This is a genomic window from Nocardia sp. NPDC047654, from assembly GCF_043205035.1.
Classification (GTDB): domain Bacteria; phylum Actinomycetota; class Actinomycetes; order Mycobacteriales; family Mycobacteriaceae; genus Nocardia.
On the sequence record NZ_JBIDDF010000002.1, the window covers coordinates 734,400 to 749,355 of the forward strand.

Genomic DNA, 14,956 nt, shown 5'->3' on the forward strand with positions numbered 1-14,956 from the left:
AACGCATGACCAACCCGAACGATCCCTGGGGACAGCGGCCGGAGGATGCGCCGACCGAACACCTGGGTCCGCCGGGCAAGTCCGGATACGGGGACCCCGCGCACACCACGGAGTACCTCGATGCGTACGGCACCGCCGCGCCGTCGGAATATCCCCCGACGGAGCATTACGGAGCGTGGGGGCCGCCGGGCACCAACGCGACGCGCGAGTTCCCCGCCTACGACGCCCAGTGGGCCGCCTATCCGGACAGCGGCGGCGATCGGTGGCCGGGCACGGCGGGGCCGCCCGGTGCCGCGATGCCGCCCGGTGGCGGACCGCCGCCGGGGCCGCCGCAGCCGCCGCGGCGCAACACCGGCCTGTGGATCGCCCTCGGCCTCGGCGTGGTGTTGCTGATCGGAGCCATCGGGGTGGTCGCGGGCGTGCTGCTGGGCAGCAGCGATTCCGGTTCGGCCGACACGGCGGCGGCCACGACGGCGCGCGTCACGACGAAGCCGGCGCCGGGAACCAGGACCGCGCAGCCGACCCCGCCGAGCGGGCTGCCCAGCGTGCCCGGCCTCGGCGACGTCGACGGACTCGGCGCGACGGTGGGCACCATCACCGCCAACGACGGGGGCACCCTGACGGTCAGTTCGGTGATGGGCAACACCATCACGGTGCGCACGGACGCGAGCACCCAGGTGATCGCGTTGTCGGGCACCGCGGTGTCCGATCTGGCCCCCGGTGAGCTCGTCATGATCCAGGGCGACAAGGGCCCGGACGGATCGATCCAGGCCAAGATCATCATCGGTACCTCGCTGCCCGGCGGCGGACGATGAACCGCCCCGGCCGCCTCCGGTGCGCGGCGCCGCGCGTTCACCCGCGGATCGGCGTCCGCTCCTCTTTCGCTCGGCCCGGCGCGGGGGTAATGACGGACCATGTCCGGCCGGGACTATTAGGCTAGGCGTCGATGACGGCAATGTGGTTCGGGTTGGCGGCGATCGCGCTCGTGGGCGCGATCGTGCTGCTGTATTTCGATCGGCTCCAGCGGCAGCGGACCGGTCACGCGCGACAGGTCTGGGCGAAGTCGCAGGGCTATACCTACGTGTCCGTGGAACCCGCGCTGCCATCCACGTGGCGCCGCGGCGCGCTGGCCAAATTGGGCTATCTCTCCGCGGTCGACGTGGTCTCCGGCATCCGTAAGGGCGAGAAGTTCGTGCTGTTCGATCTGGAGGATTCCGCGACGCTGGTCGCGGTACGCCGCCAGATCGGCTCGGACATCGACGTGGACATGCGGTTGAAGACGGCCGCACCGCCCAAGGACCACGATCTGGAGCTGCTCGGCGCGATCGGCGACCGCGTGGTCTTCGCCACCAACCCCGAAATCGCCAGGCACGCCGTCGATCAGCGCATGGTCGCCTTCATCGAGAATCTGCCGGACACCGTGCAGATGCTCTGGAGCGAGGGCAACTGGACGCTGGGCATGCTGCTGGTGGGCACCACTCCGAAGGACTGGGAAAGCGCGATCGACGCGGTGCTGCGCCTGTCCGGCCTGCTGCACGTACTGCCGCCGGTCAGCGAGCCGCGCTTCGACGGCGGCGGACACGATCCGGGCCGTCCGCGCCCCCGTGAACGCCGGCGCGAGAACGACGCCGACGACCGGCCGCGCGCCGAGGCCGACGACGACGAGCTGTCCGACGACGACTCCTACGCCGACGAGCCCGCGGACGAGCCGGGGCAGGAACCGGCGCGCCGCCCCTCGCTCGCCGTCGTGCCGAATACCCGCGCCCGCGGGCGCGAGGACGAGAAGGCGCGGCCGCGCGAGGAGCGCGACGCCGAGGGCCGGGCCGATCCCGAGTCGCGGCAGCGGCCCGCCGACCCGCCCGGCGGACCGTTCCATCCCGGATTCCGGCCCTACCAGGGACCTGTGCCGAAGTGACCGGCCACGCGCCCGCATGACCGAGCATCCACACCCCAGGCTGCCCGGCACCACCCGCCCGGTGGCCTTGATCACCGGACCGACCTCGGGTATCGGCCGCGGTTACGCGACCCGCCTGGCCTCGCTCGGTTACGACCTGGTGCTGGCCGCCCGGGACGAGCGGCGTCTCACGGCCCTCGCGACCGAGGTGGAGCACCGCTTCGGCACCCGCTCGCAGATCCTCGTCGTCGATCTGGCCAGGGCCGAGGACCGCGAACAGGTCGCGGCGCGGCTGACCGAGGGCGTCGAATTCCTGGTCAACAATGCCGGTTTCGCGCACTCCGGCGAGTTCTGGACGCTGCCGCCCGAGCAGTTGCAGGCGCAACTCGACGTCAACGTCACCGCCGTGGTGCTGCTCACCAGGGCCGCGCTGCCGTCGATGATCGCGACGGCGAACGGTTGCGTCGTCAACGTGGCCAGCGTGGCGGGCCTGATCCCCGGACGAGGGTCGACGTATTCGGCGTCGAAGGCCTACGTCGTATCCTTCACGGAAGGGTTGGCAGGGGGATTGGCCGGGACCGGAGTCCGGGTCCAAGCCCTGTGCCCGGGATTCGTCCGCACGGAATTCCATCAGCGAGCAGGCATCGAGATGTCCTCGCTGCCCGAAGCGTTGTGGCTGAGCGTCGAGCAGGTAGTCGCCGGCTCACTGCGTGATCTGGAGAAGGGCCGGGTGCTCAGCGTGCCCGGAATGCAGTACAAAGCGCTCACCACCCTCGCCGGAGCGATCCCGCGAACCCTGGGGGCCCGGCTCAATCGCGGGCTGTTCAACGCACGCGGAAGGACTTGAGATGATCGACGTGATTACCAACGACAGGGACAGGTTGGCCGCGCTGGTACGCGAACTCGCCGTGGTGCACGGCCGGGTGACCTTGTCCTCCGGCAAGGAGGCCGACTACTACGTCGACCTGCGCCGCGCGACCCTGCACCACGGCGCGGGCCCGCTGATCGGCAAGCTGCTACGAGAACTCGTCGCGGACTGGGATTTCGACGCCGTCGGCGGCCTCACCATGGGGGCGGACCCGGTGGCGCTGGCCGTGATGCACGCGCCCGGTCGCCCGATCGATGCGTTCGTGGTGCGCAAGGCGGCGAAGTCGCACGGCATGCAGCGGCAGATCGAAGGCCCGGACATCGTGGGCAAGCGGGTGCTGGTCGTCGAGGACACCACCACGACCGGCAATTCGCCGCTGACCGCGGTGCGGGCGCTGCGCGCGGCGGGCGCTACCGTGGTCGGAGTCGCCACCGTCGTCGACCGGGAAACCGGCGCTGACCAGGTGATCGCCGCGGAAGGACTGGAGTACCGGTCGATCCTCGGCCTCAAGGATCTCGCCCTGGGATAGCCTGGACGATGGTCTAAGTCTTCGAAGGTGAAGGGTCGTGTGAGTCCCCAGTGGTGAGCATTGCAGTCAACAACAGTCGCGAAAACGTTGCGATGCTCGGAATCGGCGCTTACCGACCCAAGCGCCTGGTCAGCAATGCCGAAGTCTGCGAGGTCCTGGACTCCACCGACGAGTGGATCTACGAGCGCACCGGTGTCCGCAACCGGCGCTGGATCAGCGGCGAGGAGACGCTCCGGTCGATCGCCGCGGCGGCGGGCGAGCGCGCGATCGTCAACAGTGGCGTCGATCGGTCGAAGATCGGCGCCGTGATCCTGGCCACCTCCAGCTGGCTGACCCTGACTCCGCACGGCGCGCCGCAGGTGGCCTACGACATCGGGATGAACGGTGTCGCCGCCTTCGACCTGACCTCCGGCTGCGGCGGCTTCGGCTACGGCCTCGGTGTGGCCGCCGACATGATCCGGTCCGGCTCCGCCGAGTACGTGCTGCTCATCGGCGCCGAGACGATGACCGTCGGGCTCGATCCCACCGACCGCGGCACCGCGATGATCTTCGGGGACGGCGCGGGCGCGGTGGTGGTCGGTCCGAGCGACGAGAACGGCATCTCGCCCACGGTCTGGGGCAGCGACGGCGAGAACGCGGCCGCGATCATGCAGGACATCGACTTCCTGGAGTACATGCACCGCGCCCAGGCCATGCAGGGTATGGACCCGGCCGTCGATCCGGTCGGCCGGATGTCGCTGCGGATGGAGGGGCCGCGGGTCTTCCGCTGGGCGGCGGTCACCCTGCCGCGCGCGCTGTCCACCGCGCTCGAGATCTCCGGCGTGGCCAAGGAGGACATCGAGGTCTTCGTCCCGCATCAGGCCAACGCCCGGATCAACGAGCTGATGAAGAAGAACCTCGGACTGGCCGACGAGATCCCGATGGCCAACGACATCGAGAACACCGGCAATACCTCGGCCGCGTCCATTCCGCTCGCGATCGAGGAGATGCTGGTCACCGGCAAGGCGAAGGGCGGGCAGACGGCGTTGCTGCTCGGTTTCGGCGCCGGTCTGAGCTACGCGGGCCAGGTCGTCACGTTGCCGCCCGCCCCGGCCGAACCGAGCTTCTAGTCGTGCGCCCGTTCCGAGCCGGGTATCTCGTCGCGGCGGCGGTCACCGTCTACGGCGCCGTCACCGGGCGCGAGAAGGCGCAGTGGATCGCGAAGCCGCTGTTGATGCCGCTGCTCGCGGCCGATGTGGTGACCGAGGGCAGAGAGCTGCCGTCCACCGAGCGCACCATGCTGATCGGGTCGCTGGGGGCGGCGACCATCGGCGACATCCTGCTCATCGATCCGGATGACGACCGCAAGCTGATCGCGGGCGCGTCGTCGTTCGCGGTGATGCAGGCCGGATACGCCACCCTGTGGTGGCGGATGGGCGGAAGGCCCGCCGCCGGCGTGGCCGTGCCGCGGGTGGCCGCGTGGCTGGGCGCCGCCAAATTGCTGCGGAAGAAGGCGCCCTCGGTGGCCACACCACTGACGGCCTACGGCGTCACCCTGGGCGCCGCGGCCGTGCTGGCATCCGACCCGGCGCTCGCGCCCGCCGCGAAAAACGTTGCGGGCGTCAATGTTCCCGGCGCCGATCCGCGCAGTCGACTCGGCCTCGGGGCACTGCTGTTCACCGTCTCCGATGGGCTCATCGTGCTGCGGCGATTGTTCGCGCGCGGTCAGCGAGCCCGCCGGGTGACCGAAGGCGTGATTCTGGCGACCTATACGGCCGCGCAGTATCTGCTCGCCGATCCGAAAGCGCACGTCGCACCGGTGATCACAGCAGCAGAATGATGCGATCACGGTTCGCCGGGTCGACGCGGATGGACAGGATCTCGCCGACCGCGAGCCGCGGTTTGTCCGCCGGGGTGGCGTCGAAAACGACAGTGCCCCGGTAACTTTCCGAGCCCGGCACGGTCAGTTCGAGATCCAGCTCGGTGAGTTCGGTGTGATGATCGGTGCGTTCCAAGGGATGCACGCCCTCCACGGTCGCCCAGCCTTCCAAGCCGTGCCGCCACAACTGGCGATCCGCCTTGGAAGGCCGCGCGGCCAGCATCATCCCGATCCCGACACACGAGCCGAACAGCCCGACCAGCGCCACGATCTGATAGGGCACGGTCCCCGGCGGCGTTCGATGCACCACCCATCCCAGCCACAGCGCCAGCAGGATCAGATACCCGGCGGTCACCCCGAGCACCGTGCGCAAAATCCGCTCGTGATCCATACCAGCCTCCACCCCGAGTGCCAGACCTCCAGGATAGGCCCCGCACATCCGGTGGTGGAGGGCTATCAGGGTGCGGGACCGCTGGTCAGCGCGGCAAGATCGATCGTGTTCGGGGTCATGGGCCCTTGAGTCGCAATACCGCCAGCACGCGGCGGTGATGGGTCTCGGAGGGCGGTAGGTCGAGCTTGATGAAGATGTTGCCGATATGCTTTTCCACCGCGCGTTCGGTGACGGTCAGCGCGGCGGCGATGGCGTTGTTGGACAGGCCTTGGGCCATCAGCTCGAGCACCTCGCGTTCGCGCCGGGTGAGGCGGGCCAGCGAATCCTGCTGACGCGAGGCGCCCATCAGTTGGCTCACCACCTCCGGGTCGAGCGCGGTGCCGCCGGTGGCCACGCGGTACAGCGCGTCCACGAAGTCCCGTACGTCGGCGACCCGGTCCTTCAGCAGGTAGCCGACGCCGCTCGCGCCGCCGGCCAGCAACTCGGTGGCGTAGCGGGTCTCGACCCACTGGGAGAACACCAGGACGCCGGTCGTCGGGTATTTGCGGCGCAGTTCGATGGCGGCGAGCAGCCCCTCGTCGGTGTAGCTCGGGGGCATCCGCACGTCCACCACCGCGACATCGGGACCGTGCGTGCCGACCACGTCGGCGAGGGCGGTCGCGTCGCCGACCATGGCGACGACCTCGTGGCCGCGTTCGGTGAGCAGTCCGGCCAGCCCGTCGCGCAGGATGGCGCTGTCCTCCGCGATCACGATGCGTAGTCCGTCGCTCATCGCGACCCCGCCAGCGGCAGCACGATCGTCACCACGGTCGGTCCGCCGGCCGGGCTCCGCACGCTAAGCGTCCCGTCCACGGTGCGGGCCCGCGCCGCGAGGCCGGACAACCCGCTACCCGCGCCGAGCGCGCCGTCCACCGGCGTCGACACGCCGCCGATTCCGTTGTCGCGCACCGTCACCACGATGGTCTGCCCCTCGCCCGGCAGTACCGAGACCCACGCGCCGGTGGCCCGAGCGTGCCGCACCACATTCGTCAGCAGCTCGGCGACCGAGAAATACGCGATCGCCTCGATGGCCGGAGTCGGTCGTCCGGGCAGATGCACCCGCAGCTCCACCGGTACGGAGCAGCGCGCCGTCAGCGTCTCCAAAGCCGGTTCCAGCCCCAATTCCAAAGCGGGCGGGTGGATCCCGCGCACCAGTTCGCGCAGTTCGGTCAACGCCTCCTTGGAACCGGCGCGCGCGTCCGCGATGAGATCGCTGGGATCCCCGCCCTCGGCGAGGCGTTCCTCTGCCCTGCCCAGCGCCATCGCGATGGTGACCAGTCTGGCCTGGGTGCCGTCGTGCAGGTCGCGTTCGAGTCTGCGCAGCGTCGCCGCGGAGTCCTCGACCGCGGTCAACCTGCTCTCCCGCAGTTCGGTAACCACGCGGTCCCGAGCCGTCGCGCTGAGCAGGGCGATGGTCAGCAGCCCGTGCACCCAGCAGACGCCGCGCAGCAGCCAGGGCAACGCCAGGCAGCCGAGCAGGCCGATCAGCGCGAAACCGAGCACTTTCGGCCAGCTGTCGAGGTAGAAGTCGCCGAACTGGACCATCGACTGGTGTTCGACGCCGTTCTCGTCGACATTGGTCGGGTGGATCAGCCCCCACGGGATCGGGGACAGCGCGATGAACATGGTCATCGCCACTGTGACGAGCACCAGATATCCCACCGCGACGCCGAGCACCGCTTGGGCGAGCAGGAACAGCGCCGCGCGCCAGCTCGCCCGATCGGTGAAGGCGCTCTTGAGGAATCCGAGCAGTCCGGGCGCGGGCGCGAACGGCGGAGGCGGCGCGACGGCGACGCCGAGCAGGTCCTTGGCCAGCGCCCGGTAGATCCGGCCCCACACCCGTCCACCCAGCAGCACTACCGCGAGCACCGGCAGGCCGATGACAGTGATCGCGAGATACAGTCCGCCCCCGAAGCCGAGGAACAGATAGGCGACGGCCAGGCAGCCGATCACGAAAACGGTGAGAACGTAGACGAGTTCCTTCCAGAACCTGGCGCGCACCGGCGCGAGCAACACCGTGCGCAGCACATGCTCTTCCGGTTCCGGCGCTTGCGGGGCGAGCACGAGGGTCGGTTCGGCGTGTGTCTCGGTCATGGAATCCATGGTCGTCACGGTGCTTTCGAGGTTCGATGGAGCTGCCCGCCGAAGATGTGGTGTAGCCCGCCACACCTACTACGATCCTGCTGATGAGCTATCCGCCGCAGCAGCCGTACGGCTATCCAGCCTATGGGGCCTACGGACCCCCGGACCATCCGAGAGCCACCACGGTCCTGATCCTGGGCATTCTGAGCCTGGTGTTGTGCCAGCTCGTGGGTCCCTTCGCCTGGGTGATGGGTAAGCGAGCGCTCAACGAGATCGACGCCTCCGGTGGGACCATCGGTGGGCGGGGGAACGTCAACGCGGGATACATCTGCGGCATCATCGCGACGGCGCTGTTGTGCGTGAGCCTGTTGTTCCTGCTGTTGTTGCTGGTGCTCGGCCTGGTCGGCGCGTTCGCGGGCAGCTCGTCCAGCTACTGAGCGGAGGCCCGGCCACCCGTCGCGGGCGCGGTGGACGGAATTAGCATCGTCGGGGTGAGTCACCCGGTGCCGGACGCGGCGGAGCAGGACCTACCAGGGCCGACGGAGTGGGGCGAGCACCCGAACGGCGTCGGCCCGTGGGCGAGCGAGCACGCCGAGCCGCCGCCGGACGATCCGCGACTGGACCCTGAGCTGCTGGCCGCGGGCGACCGCCGCAACGTGGTCGACGCCTACCGGTACTGGAGCCGGGAGGCGATCGTCGCCGACATCGACCGCCGCAGGCACCCGTTCCATGTCGCGATCGAGAACTTCGGGCACGACGCGAACATCGGCACGGTGGTCCGCACGGCCAACGCTTTCGCCGCCGCGGCCGTGCACATCGTCGGCAGGCGGCGCTGGAATCGGCGCGGGGCCATGGTGACCGACCGCTACCAGCACATCCGGCACCACACCGACATCGGCGAGCTGCTTGCGTTCAGCGAGCGCGCCGGGCTGACGGTGGTCGCCGTGGACAACGTGCCGGGTTCGGTCCCGCTGGAGACGGTCACACTGCCGCGCGCGTGCCTGCTGCTGTTCGGCCAAGAGGGGCCCGGTGTCACCGACCACGCCAAGCAGGCCGCCGCGATGACGGTGTCGATCGCGCAGTTCGGTTCCACCCGCAGCATCAACGCCGGCGTGGCCGCGGGGATCGCCATGCACGCGTGGGTGCGGCAACACGCCGATCTGACGACCGCCTGGTGAGTGCCTTCCGCGTGTTCAGCCGCGTGAGCAGGAGATCTTCCGGTCCCGGAGCGCACCGGCACGATTGCACATCGCTTTCGTAACAAATCGGGCGCATAAATCCGTTCGGGCCTGGCACCATTGATCCATGACCTCGCGGAGCGACGACATCGAGGTGCCGCGCGTGGAGCACGCCGAAAAGGGCTCCGCGGTACCGCGTCCGCCGGCTGTCCGGGCACGGACGGGCCGGGAGGCCGTCGCGCCCGCGACGCTGTGGTCCGAACGGGCCGACATGGCCGAATCGGCGATCATCTCGCGGCACCTGCGCGCGCTGTGGGCGTTGCCGGGCACCGAACTCGGCGTGGTCGGCTGGCCCGCCACCAAGCGCGAGCGGGTCTTCGGCGGGTGGCACTACTGGTGGCAGGCGCATCTGATCGAATGCGCGATCGACGCCGCGAACCGGGCGCCGACTCCGCTGCGCCGCAGGCGGATCGCCGCTCTGGCGCGCTCGCATCGCATCCGCAACCTCACCGGCTGGACCAACCGGTACTACGACGACATGGCGTGGCTGGCCATCGCACTGGAACGCGCCGAGCGCACCCAGGGTACCGACGTGCGCAGCGCGCTGGCCGCGCTGGAGAAGCAACTGCACGACGGCTGGCAGCCGCAGATCGGCGGCGGCCTGCCCTGGCGCACCGGTTCCGACTATTTCAACGCGCCCGCGAACGGCCCCGCCGCGATCGCGCTGTTACGGCTCGGGCGCATCCAGCGCGCTCAGGAGATGGCCGACTGGCTGGACGCGACGCTGCGCGATCCGGAGACCGGTTTGATCCTCGACGGAATCCATCTGCCCTCCGGTGAGATCGAGCGCCCCGTGTTCACCTACTGCCAGGGCGTGGTGCTCGGCTTGGAGACCGAACTGGCCGTGCAGACGGGCGATCCGAAGCACACCGAACGCGTGCACCGGCTGCTCGCGGCCGTCGAGGAACACATGACCACCGACGGTGTCGTCAACGGCGGCGGCGGGGGCGACGGCGGACTGTTCAACGGCATCCTGGCCCGATACCTGGCGCTGGTCGCGGTGATGTTGCCCGGTGAGGACTCCGAACAGGTCGCCGACCGCCGTGCGGCCGCCGCGATCGTCACCGGGTCCGCCGAGGCGGCGTGGGCGAACCGGCTGCAAGTGGAGGGCGAGCCACTGTTCGGGCACGACTGGAGCAAGCCCGCGCAACTGCCCGGCGGCAGCGCGGGAGCCGGTTACTTCACCGCGGGCGGCTCGGTGACCTCGTCGAAGGTGCCGGGACGCGACATGTCGGTGCAGTTGTCCGGCTGGCTGCTCATGGAGGCGGCCTACCAGGTCAGCGCCGCGGGGCTGTGAGCGCGGATCAGCTCTCGGATTCCAGTACCGCGCTCGGCGCCGTCTCCAGCGCGAAGTCCTCTGCGGGCTGGGACATCTCCTGCCGGTAGTGCCGCACGCCGAGCACCGTCCCGATGATCAAGCCCACCACCAGCGTGCCGATCACGATCGGCATCAGCCACGGCACCCGCCCCAGGAAGTTGCCCGCGTAGTAGCCGATGAGCAACAGCACCGGCGCCCAGACGATCGCGCCGACGGTGCTGGCCACGGTGAATTTGCGGTGGTCCATCCGCGCCGCGCCCGCGACCGAGGGGCACAGGGTGCGCACCCAGGGGATCCACCGGGCGATCAGCACCGCGACGAATCCGTGCCGGTGCAGCAGTTCGGCGACGCGCTGCAGATTGCGGACGTTGATGTATCTGCCGTTCTTGCGGGCGACCAGATGCCGTCCGGTCCGATGCCCGATGACGTAGCCGACCTGGTTGCCCGCGATGGCCGCCACCATCGCGCCCAGCGACAGCGCCCATACGTGCGCCTCGCCCGAAGCGTGCGATGCCATCACGATGCCCGCGGTGATGAGCATCGAGTCACCGGGCAGGAACAGCCCGAGGATCACCGCGCACTCGAGGAAGACGAAGGTCAACACCACTGCCCAGACGAGCGCGGGGCCCGCGGAGAGTAGCGGATCGAAACTGCCCACGGCTAGGGGCGACGAGTCCGTCGTCACCGGCTTCAGCGGGTGCGCTCGCTGGTCGAAGCGGTCAGCTCGCTCTCGACCGCGTCGGACACGGATGTACCGCGGCGAATCTTCTTCACCACGGCGGTGATGCCGGGCAGGATCGACACGAAGACGATGAGCAGGAAGATCGCCTCGACGTGGTCACGGATGAACGCGACGTTGCCCAGGAAGTAGCCGAGCACCGTGACGCCGCCGCCCCACAGCACCGCGCCGACGATGTCGAACGCGACGTACTTGCGGTAATCCATCTTGGAGACACCGGCCAGGACCGGCATGAAGGTGCGCACGATCGGCACGAACCGGGCCAGGACGATCGTCTTCGGCCCGTGCTTCTCGAAGAATTCGTGGGTCTCCGTGACGTAATGCTTCTTGAAGAACCGGGTGTCCTCTTTCTGGAACAGCGCCGGTCCGATCGCCCGTCCGATCCAGTAGGCACACTGGTCGCCGGCGAACGCGACCAGGACGGTGGCGGGCACCAGAACCCAGATCGACACCGGCGGATTCGGCTGCGCGGACAGCAGGCCGCCGGTGAACAGCAGCGAATCGCCGGGCAGGATCGGGAACAGCAGGCCGGTCTCGATGAAGACGATGACCAGGATGGCCGGCAGCACCGCGTTCTTCAGCCACGTTTCCGTGAGCAGGTGCATCGGGTCGAGCAACTCGGTAAGCGCGAGGTTGCTCGTCACCGATTCTGTCGCTGCCTGCAGAATCACGTGGCCTCCTGTCCCGATACGGCTGGCGTGCATTGCTTGCCACCGCGTCGGAAGCTGCCAGCGCAAATTACCGGCCCCACAGTACCGGCTCCGCCTGAGAATGCTCGCGCAGTGCGCGAAATTACCGGTGGGTCACCTGTGCACTCCCTCCCTGCATACCAGGCGAAACACAGCTGCCTTAGGGTAAGGGCTGACAAAATAGGTCTTTGCCGCACAACACGGAGGTCTTACTGTGCCCATCGCGACTCCGGAGGTCTACGCCGAGATGCTCGGTCGGGCCAAAGCCAATTCCTTCGCCTTCCCGGCCATCAACTGCACGTCGTCGGAGACGGTCAACGCGGCCATCAAGGGTTTCGCGGACGCGGGCAGCGACGGCATCATCCAGTTCTCCACCGGCGGCGCGGAATTCGGCTCCGGCCAGGGTGTGAAGGACATGGTCACCGGCGCGGTGGCGCTGGCCGAGTTCGCGCACGTGGTCGCGGCCAGGTACGACGTGACCATCGCGCTGCACACCGACCACTGCCCCAAGGACAAGCTGGACACCTTCGTCCGGCCGCTGCTGGCGATCTCCCAGGAGCGGGTCAACGCCGGTAAGAACCCGCTGTTCCAGTCGCACATGTGGGACGGCTCCGCGATTCCGATCGACGAGAACCTCGAGATCGCCAAGGAACTGCTGAAGGCCACGCACGCCGCGAACATCATTCTCGAGGTCGAGATCGGTGTCGTCGGCGGTGAAGAGGACGGTGTCGAAGCGGAGATCAACGAGAAGCTCTACACCTCGCCGGAGGACTTCGAGAAGACCATCGACGCCCTCGGCTCGGGTGAGAACGGCAAGTACCTGCTCGCGGCAACCTTCGGCAACGTGCACGGCGTGTACAAGCCGGGCAACGTCGTGCTCAAGCCCGAGGTGCTCGCCGAGGGCCAGCGCGTCGCGGCGGCCAAGCTCGGCCTCGGTACCGACGCGCAGCCGTTCGACTTCGTCTTCCACGGCGGTTCCGGCTCGCTGAAGTCCGAGATCGAGGACTCGCTGCGCTTCGGCGTGGTGAAGATGAACGTCGACACCGACACCCAGTACGCGTTCACGCGGCCGGTGGCCGGGCACATGTTCGCCAACTACGACGGCGTGCTGAAGATCGACGGCGAAGTGGGCAACAAGAAGGCCTACGACCCGCGCAGCTACCTGAAGAAGGCCGAGGCGTCGATGGCGGCCCGCGTGGTCGAGGCGTGCAACGACCTGCACTCCGCCGGACGCTCGATCAGCGCCTGACCCTGATTCACCCGTCAGGGGCTTGGTGCACATGAGTCTGGATGTGCGCGTGCTCGGGCCCGTGCGACTGCTCGTCGGTGGTGAACCGGTGGCCGTCGGCGGGCCCAAACCGCGAGCTCTGCTCGCCGCGCTCACGGTGAATCGGCGGCGCGCGGTGTCCTCGGCCGCGCTCGCCGATCTGGTGTGGAACGAGGAACCGCCCGACTCCTATGCCGCGAGCCTGCAGGTCTTCGTCTCGAACATCCGTAAGGCGCTGCGGAACTCCGGGGTCGACCCGGCGAAGGTGCTGCGCACCGAGTCGTCGGGCTATCGGCTGGAGATCGACGAGACCGCCTGCGATCTCGGACGTTTCGAGGCGGCGCGGGAGGCGGGCTCGCGCGCCGCGGAACTGGGCGATCATGCCGGGGCGGCGCAGTTGTTCGGCTCCGCGCTGCGCGAGTGGAGCGGCCGGGCGCTGGCCGATCTGGCCGGTTTGCAGTTCGCCGACGGCTTCGCCACCGCCATGGACGAGGAGCGACTGCTGGCCGCCTCGGCCCGGATCGACGCCGAGATAGCCTGCGGGCGCGCGTCCTCGGTGATCGGCGAGCTGGTCGCGATGACCAACGAGCACCCGCTGCGCGAACCGCTATGGGGTCAGCTGATCATCGCGCTGTATCTGTCCGGACGTCAGGCGGACGCGCTGGAGGCGTGCCGGAAGGTGCGCGGCGTGCTCGCCGACGAACTCGGCATCGACCCGGGACCGGCGCTGGTCGATCTGGAGCAGCGCGTCCTGCGGCAGGAGCCGCTCAGCACGGTCGAACTCCGGCAGGTCGAGCGCCTGGCCGCGGCGATGACCGAGACGGTCACCGAGATGCCGCGCGCGGTGCGCAGCGGCCAACTGCGGATGCCGAACGGTCGCGTGGTGGCGATCGCCCAGGGCGGTCTGCGCATCGGCCGGATGACCGACAACGACTTGGTGCTGGAGGACCCGCGGGCCAGCCGCTACCACGCGCACATCATGCCGAGCCGCGCCGGTCTGCTCATCAAGGACCTGCATTCGGCCAACGGCGTCTTCGTCAACGAGGATCCGATCGACAGCGGAGTGCTGCTCGCGGACGGCGACCAGATCCGTATCGGCGGGACGATCATCACCTTCCAGGCATTGGGCTAGTCGCAGGCGATTCCGTTGCCGTCCCGGTCCAGATGCGCGTTGAAACCGGGCTGCCCGCGCAAGAGCGGTCCGGCGCCCTCCGCGCGCACTTGGTCGCAATCGGTGTAGATCTTCGGCGACCGCCCATCGGATTCCTCGGGGCGCTCGCTGTCGCCCTTCGGCCCGGACCGGTTGTGCGGTATCGGATGGTCATCGTGCGGTCCGGCGATCGCGACGGCCGGAGGCGGGGCGGCGGACGCCGCCGACGGCACGAGCACACTCGCTCCGGCCGCCAGCAGCGCCGCCCCGATCGCGGGCGCGATGCGGAGAACTGACTGGGTCACGCCTTCCATCCTGCTCCCGCGGCGGCCGATGCGCCGGTGCGATTCACTCGCAGGCGATTCCGTCGTTGTCCCGGTCCAGGTGCGGGGCGTAACCCGGCTGTCCGCGCAACAGCGGAGCCTTACCCGCGTTGCGAACCTCGGTGCAGTTCTTGTAGGACGGGCCACCCGGGGGCGCTTGCGGGGGTGGGTTCGAGTGCGGCGGGTTGTTCGGTGGTGGCGGGGTAGCTCGAGGCGGCGCCGCGGGCGGTGCGCAGAACTGTGCGGATCCTGAGTTGCACAGCAGGTCGGTGAGTGGATCGGCCGCCGCGACGGGCGAGCCGATGGCGAGCGCGGCGGTGGTGAGCAGACAGACGGAGCCGATGCCGAGCAGGGTGCGCAAGAGCGTGTTCTTCATGTGATCCGTTCTCGGTCAGCGCCGGGCGCGGCGGAACACGCTCGGCGGCAACAGGTTCGAACAATGACCCGGAGCGGCGCTCCGGACGGCCGCTCTCCCCGACAGGAGCCGTCGCGGAGTGGACGCTAGCAAAGTTCTGGCGTTGCGCCTTGCAAATGAAGCAATTTCATCCTTTTAAATGGGCGTGTCGGTCGG

The 14,956-nt window shown here is 69.1% G+C and carries 18 protein-coding genes; 11 read left to right on the top strand and 7 right to left on the bottom strand.

Annotation, left to right across the window (positions count from 1 at the left end):
- Positions 1-5 precede the first annotated feature (5 nt).
- The 6 genes from ACGF7Y_RS11735 to ACGF7Y_RS11760 all read left to right on the top strand — a co-directional run bounded on the left by ACGF7Y_RS11735 (position 6) and on the right by ACGF7Y_RS11760 (position 5,110).
- Positions 6-815, top strand: a complete 810-nt coding sequence (locus tag ACGF7Y_RS11735) for a DUF5666 domain-containing protein (protein ID WP_393232331.1) — start codon at positions 6-8, stop codon at positions 813-815.
- 131 nt (positions 816-946) lie between these two features.
- Entirely contained in the window at positions 947-1,915 is a 969-nt protein-coding gene (locus tag ACGF7Y_RS11740) for a hypothetical protein (protein WP_393232334.1), read from the top strand.
- A 16-nt stretch (positions 1,916-1,931) separates the two neighbouring features.
- Positions 1,932-2,741, top strand: coding sequence for an SDR family NAD(P)-dependent oxidoreductase (locus tag ACGF7Y_RS11745; RefSeq protein ID WP_393232337.1), 810 nt, complete (start codon positions 1,932-1,934; stop codon positions 2,739-2,741).
- A gap of 1 nt (position 2,742) precedes the next feature.
- Positions 2,743-3,291 (top strand): orotate phosphoribosyltransferase, encoded by a 549-nt coding sequence (gene pyrE / locus ACGF7Y_RS11750; protein ID WP_040870748.1) that lies wholly within the window; start codon positions 2,743-2,745, stop codon positions 3,289-3,291.
- Between the two features lie 50 nt (positions 3,292-3,341).
- The gene (locus tag ACGF7Y_RS11755) at positions 3,342-4,400 is read left to right on the top strand and encodes a beta-ketoacyl-ACP synthase 3 (protein ID WP_393232340.1); all 1,059 of its coding nucleotides are present in this window, start codon (positions 3,342-3,344) and stop codon (positions 4,398-4,400) included.
- Between the two features lie 2 nt (positions 4,401-4,402).
- The gene (locus ACGF7Y_RS11760; RefSeq protein WP_393232343.1) at positions 4,403-5,110 is read left to right on the top strand and encodes a lysoplasmalogenase family protein; all 708 of its coding nucleotides are present in this window, start codon (positions 4,403-4,405) and stop codon (positions 5,108-5,110) included.
- Here the strand turns inward: ACGF7Y_RS11760 and ACGF7Y_RS11765 are convergent.
- From ACGF7Y_RS11765 to ACGF7Y_RS11775, 3 genes are all read right to left on the bottom strand, one after another.
- Positions 5,094-5,540 carry a hypothetical protein gene (locus ACGF7Y_RS11765; RefSeq protein WP_040870742.1) on the bottom strand — a complete coding sequence of 149 codons (447 nt, stop codon included), beginning with the start codon at positions 5,538-5,540 and terminating at the stop codon, positions 5,094-5,096. The genes ACGF7Y_RS11760 and ACGF7Y_RS11765 overlap by 17 nt on opposite strands.
- Positions 5,541-5,655: 115 nt before the next feature.
- On the bottom strand, positions 5,656-6,312 hold the full coding sequence (locus tag ACGF7Y_RS11770) for a LuxR C-terminal-related transcriptional regulator (RefSeq protein ID WP_393232346.1): 657 nt from the start codon (positions 6,310-6,312) through the stop codon (positions 5,656-5,658).
- Complete coding sequence (locus ACGF7Y_RS11775; RefSeq protein WP_393232349.1) at positions 6,309-7,673, bottom strand: sensor histidine kinase; 1,365 nt, start codon at positions 7,671-7,673, stop codon at positions 6,309-6,311. The genes ACGF7Y_RS11770 and ACGF7Y_RS11775 overlap by 4 nt, the downstream gene beginning before the upstream one ends.
- A gap of 92 nt (positions 7,674-7,765) precedes the next feature.
- Between ACGF7Y_RS11775 and ACGF7Y_RS11780 the strand changes: the two genes are divergently transcribed.
- The 3 genes from ACGF7Y_RS11780 (at position 7,766) to ACGF7Y_RS11790 (ending at position 10,196) form a co-directional block, all read left to right on the top strand.
- Positions 7,766-8,098: a DUF4190 domain-containing protein gene (locus ACGF7Y_RS11780; protein ID WP_063049632.1), complete on the top strand. Its 333-nt coding sequence runs from the start codon at positions 7,766-7,768 to the stop codon at positions 8,096-8,098.
- A 54-nt stretch (positions 8,099-8,152) separates the two neighbouring features.
- A complete protein-coding gene (locus ACGF7Y_RS11785) occupies positions 8,153-8,839 on the top strand; it encodes a TrmH family RNA methyltransferase (protein WP_393232351.1) in 687 nt (228 codons plus the stop codon).
- 271 nt (positions 8,840-9,110) lie between these two features.
- Positions 9,111-10,196 carry a glycoside hydrolase family 76 protein gene (locus tag ACGF7Y_RS11790; protein WP_393233143.1) on the top strand — a complete coding sequence of 362 codons (1,086 nt, stop codon included), beginning with the start codon at positions 9,111-9,113 and terminating at the stop codon, positions 10,194-10,196.
- Between the two features lie 7 nt (positions 10,197-10,203).
- Here the strand turns inward: ACGF7Y_RS11790 and ACGF7Y_RS11795 are convergent, their stop codons facing one another.
- Both ACGF7Y_RS11795 and ACGF7Y_RS11800 read right to left on the bottom strand, forming a co-directional pair.
- Positions 10,204-10,902 carry a DedA family protein gene (locus ACGF7Y_RS11795; protein WP_357034907.1) on the bottom strand — a complete coding sequence of 233 codons (699 nt, stop codon included), beginning with the start codon at positions 10,900-10,902 and terminating at the stop codon, positions 10,204-10,206.
- A gap of 5 nt (positions 10,903-10,907) precedes the next feature.
- Positions 10,908-11,561 carry a DedA family protein gene (locus ACGF7Y_RS11800; RefSeq protein ID WP_393233146.1) on the bottom strand — a complete coding sequence of 218 codons (654 nt, stop codon included), beginning with the start codon at positions 11,559-11,561 and terminating at the stop codon, positions 10,908-10,910.
- A gap of 298 nt (positions 11,562-11,859) precedes the next feature.
- On the opposite strand from ACGF7Y_RS11800, the gene fbaA reads away from it, so the two are divergent.
- Positions 11,860-12,894, top strand: a complete 1,035-nt coding sequence (gene fbaA / locus ACGF7Y_RS11805) for a class II fructose-bisphosphate aldolase (RefSeq protein ID WP_393232354.1) — start codon at positions 11,860-11,862, stop codon at positions 12,892-12,894.
- A gap of 31 nt (positions 12,895-12,925) precedes the next feature.
- Entirely contained in the window at positions 12,926-14,044 is a 1,119-nt protein-coding gene (locus ACGF7Y_RS11810; RefSeq protein ID WP_393232357.1) for a BTAD domain-containing putative transcriptional regulator, read from the top strand.
- On the opposite strand, the gene ACGF7Y_RS11815 is transcribed toward ACGF7Y_RS11810, so the two are convergent.
- Both ACGF7Y_RS11815 and ACGF7Y_RS11820 read right to left on the bottom strand, forming a co-directional pair.
- Positions 14,041-14,367: an excalibur calcium-binding domain-containing protein gene (locus ACGF7Y_RS11815; protein WP_393232360.1), complete on the bottom strand. Its 327-nt coding sequence runs from the start codon at positions 14,365-14,367 to the stop codon at positions 14,041-14,043. The genes ACGF7Y_RS11810 and ACGF7Y_RS11815 overlap by 4 nt on opposite strands.
- Positions 14,368-14,410: 43 nt before the next feature.
- Positions 14,411-14,761, bottom strand: coding sequence for an excalibur calcium-binding domain-containing protein (locus tag ACGF7Y_RS11820; RefSeq protein WP_393232363.1), 351 nt, complete (start codon positions 14,759-14,761; stop codon positions 14,411-14,413).
- Positions 14,762-14,956 lie beyond the last annotated feature (195 nt).

Bases quoted from the DNA above. Each gene is read 5' to 3' on its own strand.
- ACGF7Y_RS11735 (WP_393232331.1), top strand. From the start codon at position 6: ATGACCAACCCGAACGATCCCTGGGGACAGCGGCCGGAGGATGCGCCG.
- ACGF7Y_RS11740 (WP_393232334.1), top strand. From the start codon at position 947: ATGACGGCAATGTGGTTCGGGTTGGCGGCGATCGCGCTCGTGGGCGCG.
- ACGF7Y_RS11745 (WP_393232337.1), top strand. From the start codon at position 1,932: ATGACCGAGCATCCACACCCCAGGCTGCCCGGCACCACCCGCCCGGTG.
- pyrE (WP_040870748.1), top strand. From the start codon at position 2,743: ATGATCGACGTGATTACCAACGACAGGGACAGGTTGGCCGCGCTGGTA.
- ACGF7Y_RS11765 (WP_040870742.1), bottom strand. From the start codon at position 5,540: ATGGATCACGAGCGGATTTTGCGCACGGTGCTCGGGGTGACCGCCGGG.
- ACGF7Y_RS11770 (WP_393232346.1), bottom strand. From the start codon at position 6,312: ATGAGCGACGGACTACGCATCGTGATCGCGGAGGACAGCGCCATCCTG.
- ACGF7Y_RS11775 (WP_393232349.1), bottom strand. From the start codon at position 7,673: ATGACCGAGACACACGCCGAACCGACCCTCGTGCTCGCCCCGCAAGCG.
- ACGF7Y_RS11780 (WP_063049632.1), top strand. From the start codon at position 7,766: ATGAGCTATCCGCCGCAGCAGCCGTACGGCTATCCAGCCTATGGGGCC.
- ACGF7Y_RS11790 (WP_393233143.1), top strand. From the start codon at position 9,111: ATGGCCGAATCGGCGATCATCTCGCGGCACCTGCGCGCGCTGTGGGCG.
- ACGF7Y_RS11800 (WP_393233146.1), bottom strand. From the start codon at position 11,561: ATGCACCTGCTCACGGAAACGTGGCTGAAGAACGCGGTGCTGCCGGCC.
- ACGF7Y_RS11810 (WP_393232357.1), top strand. From the start codon at position 12,926: ATGAGTCTGGATGTGCGCGTGCTCGGGCCCGTGCGACTGCTCGTCGGT.
- ACGF7Y_RS11820 (WP_393232363.1), bottom strand. From the start codon at position 14,761: ATGAAGAACACGCTCTTGCGCACCCTGCTCGGCATCGGCTCCGTCTGT.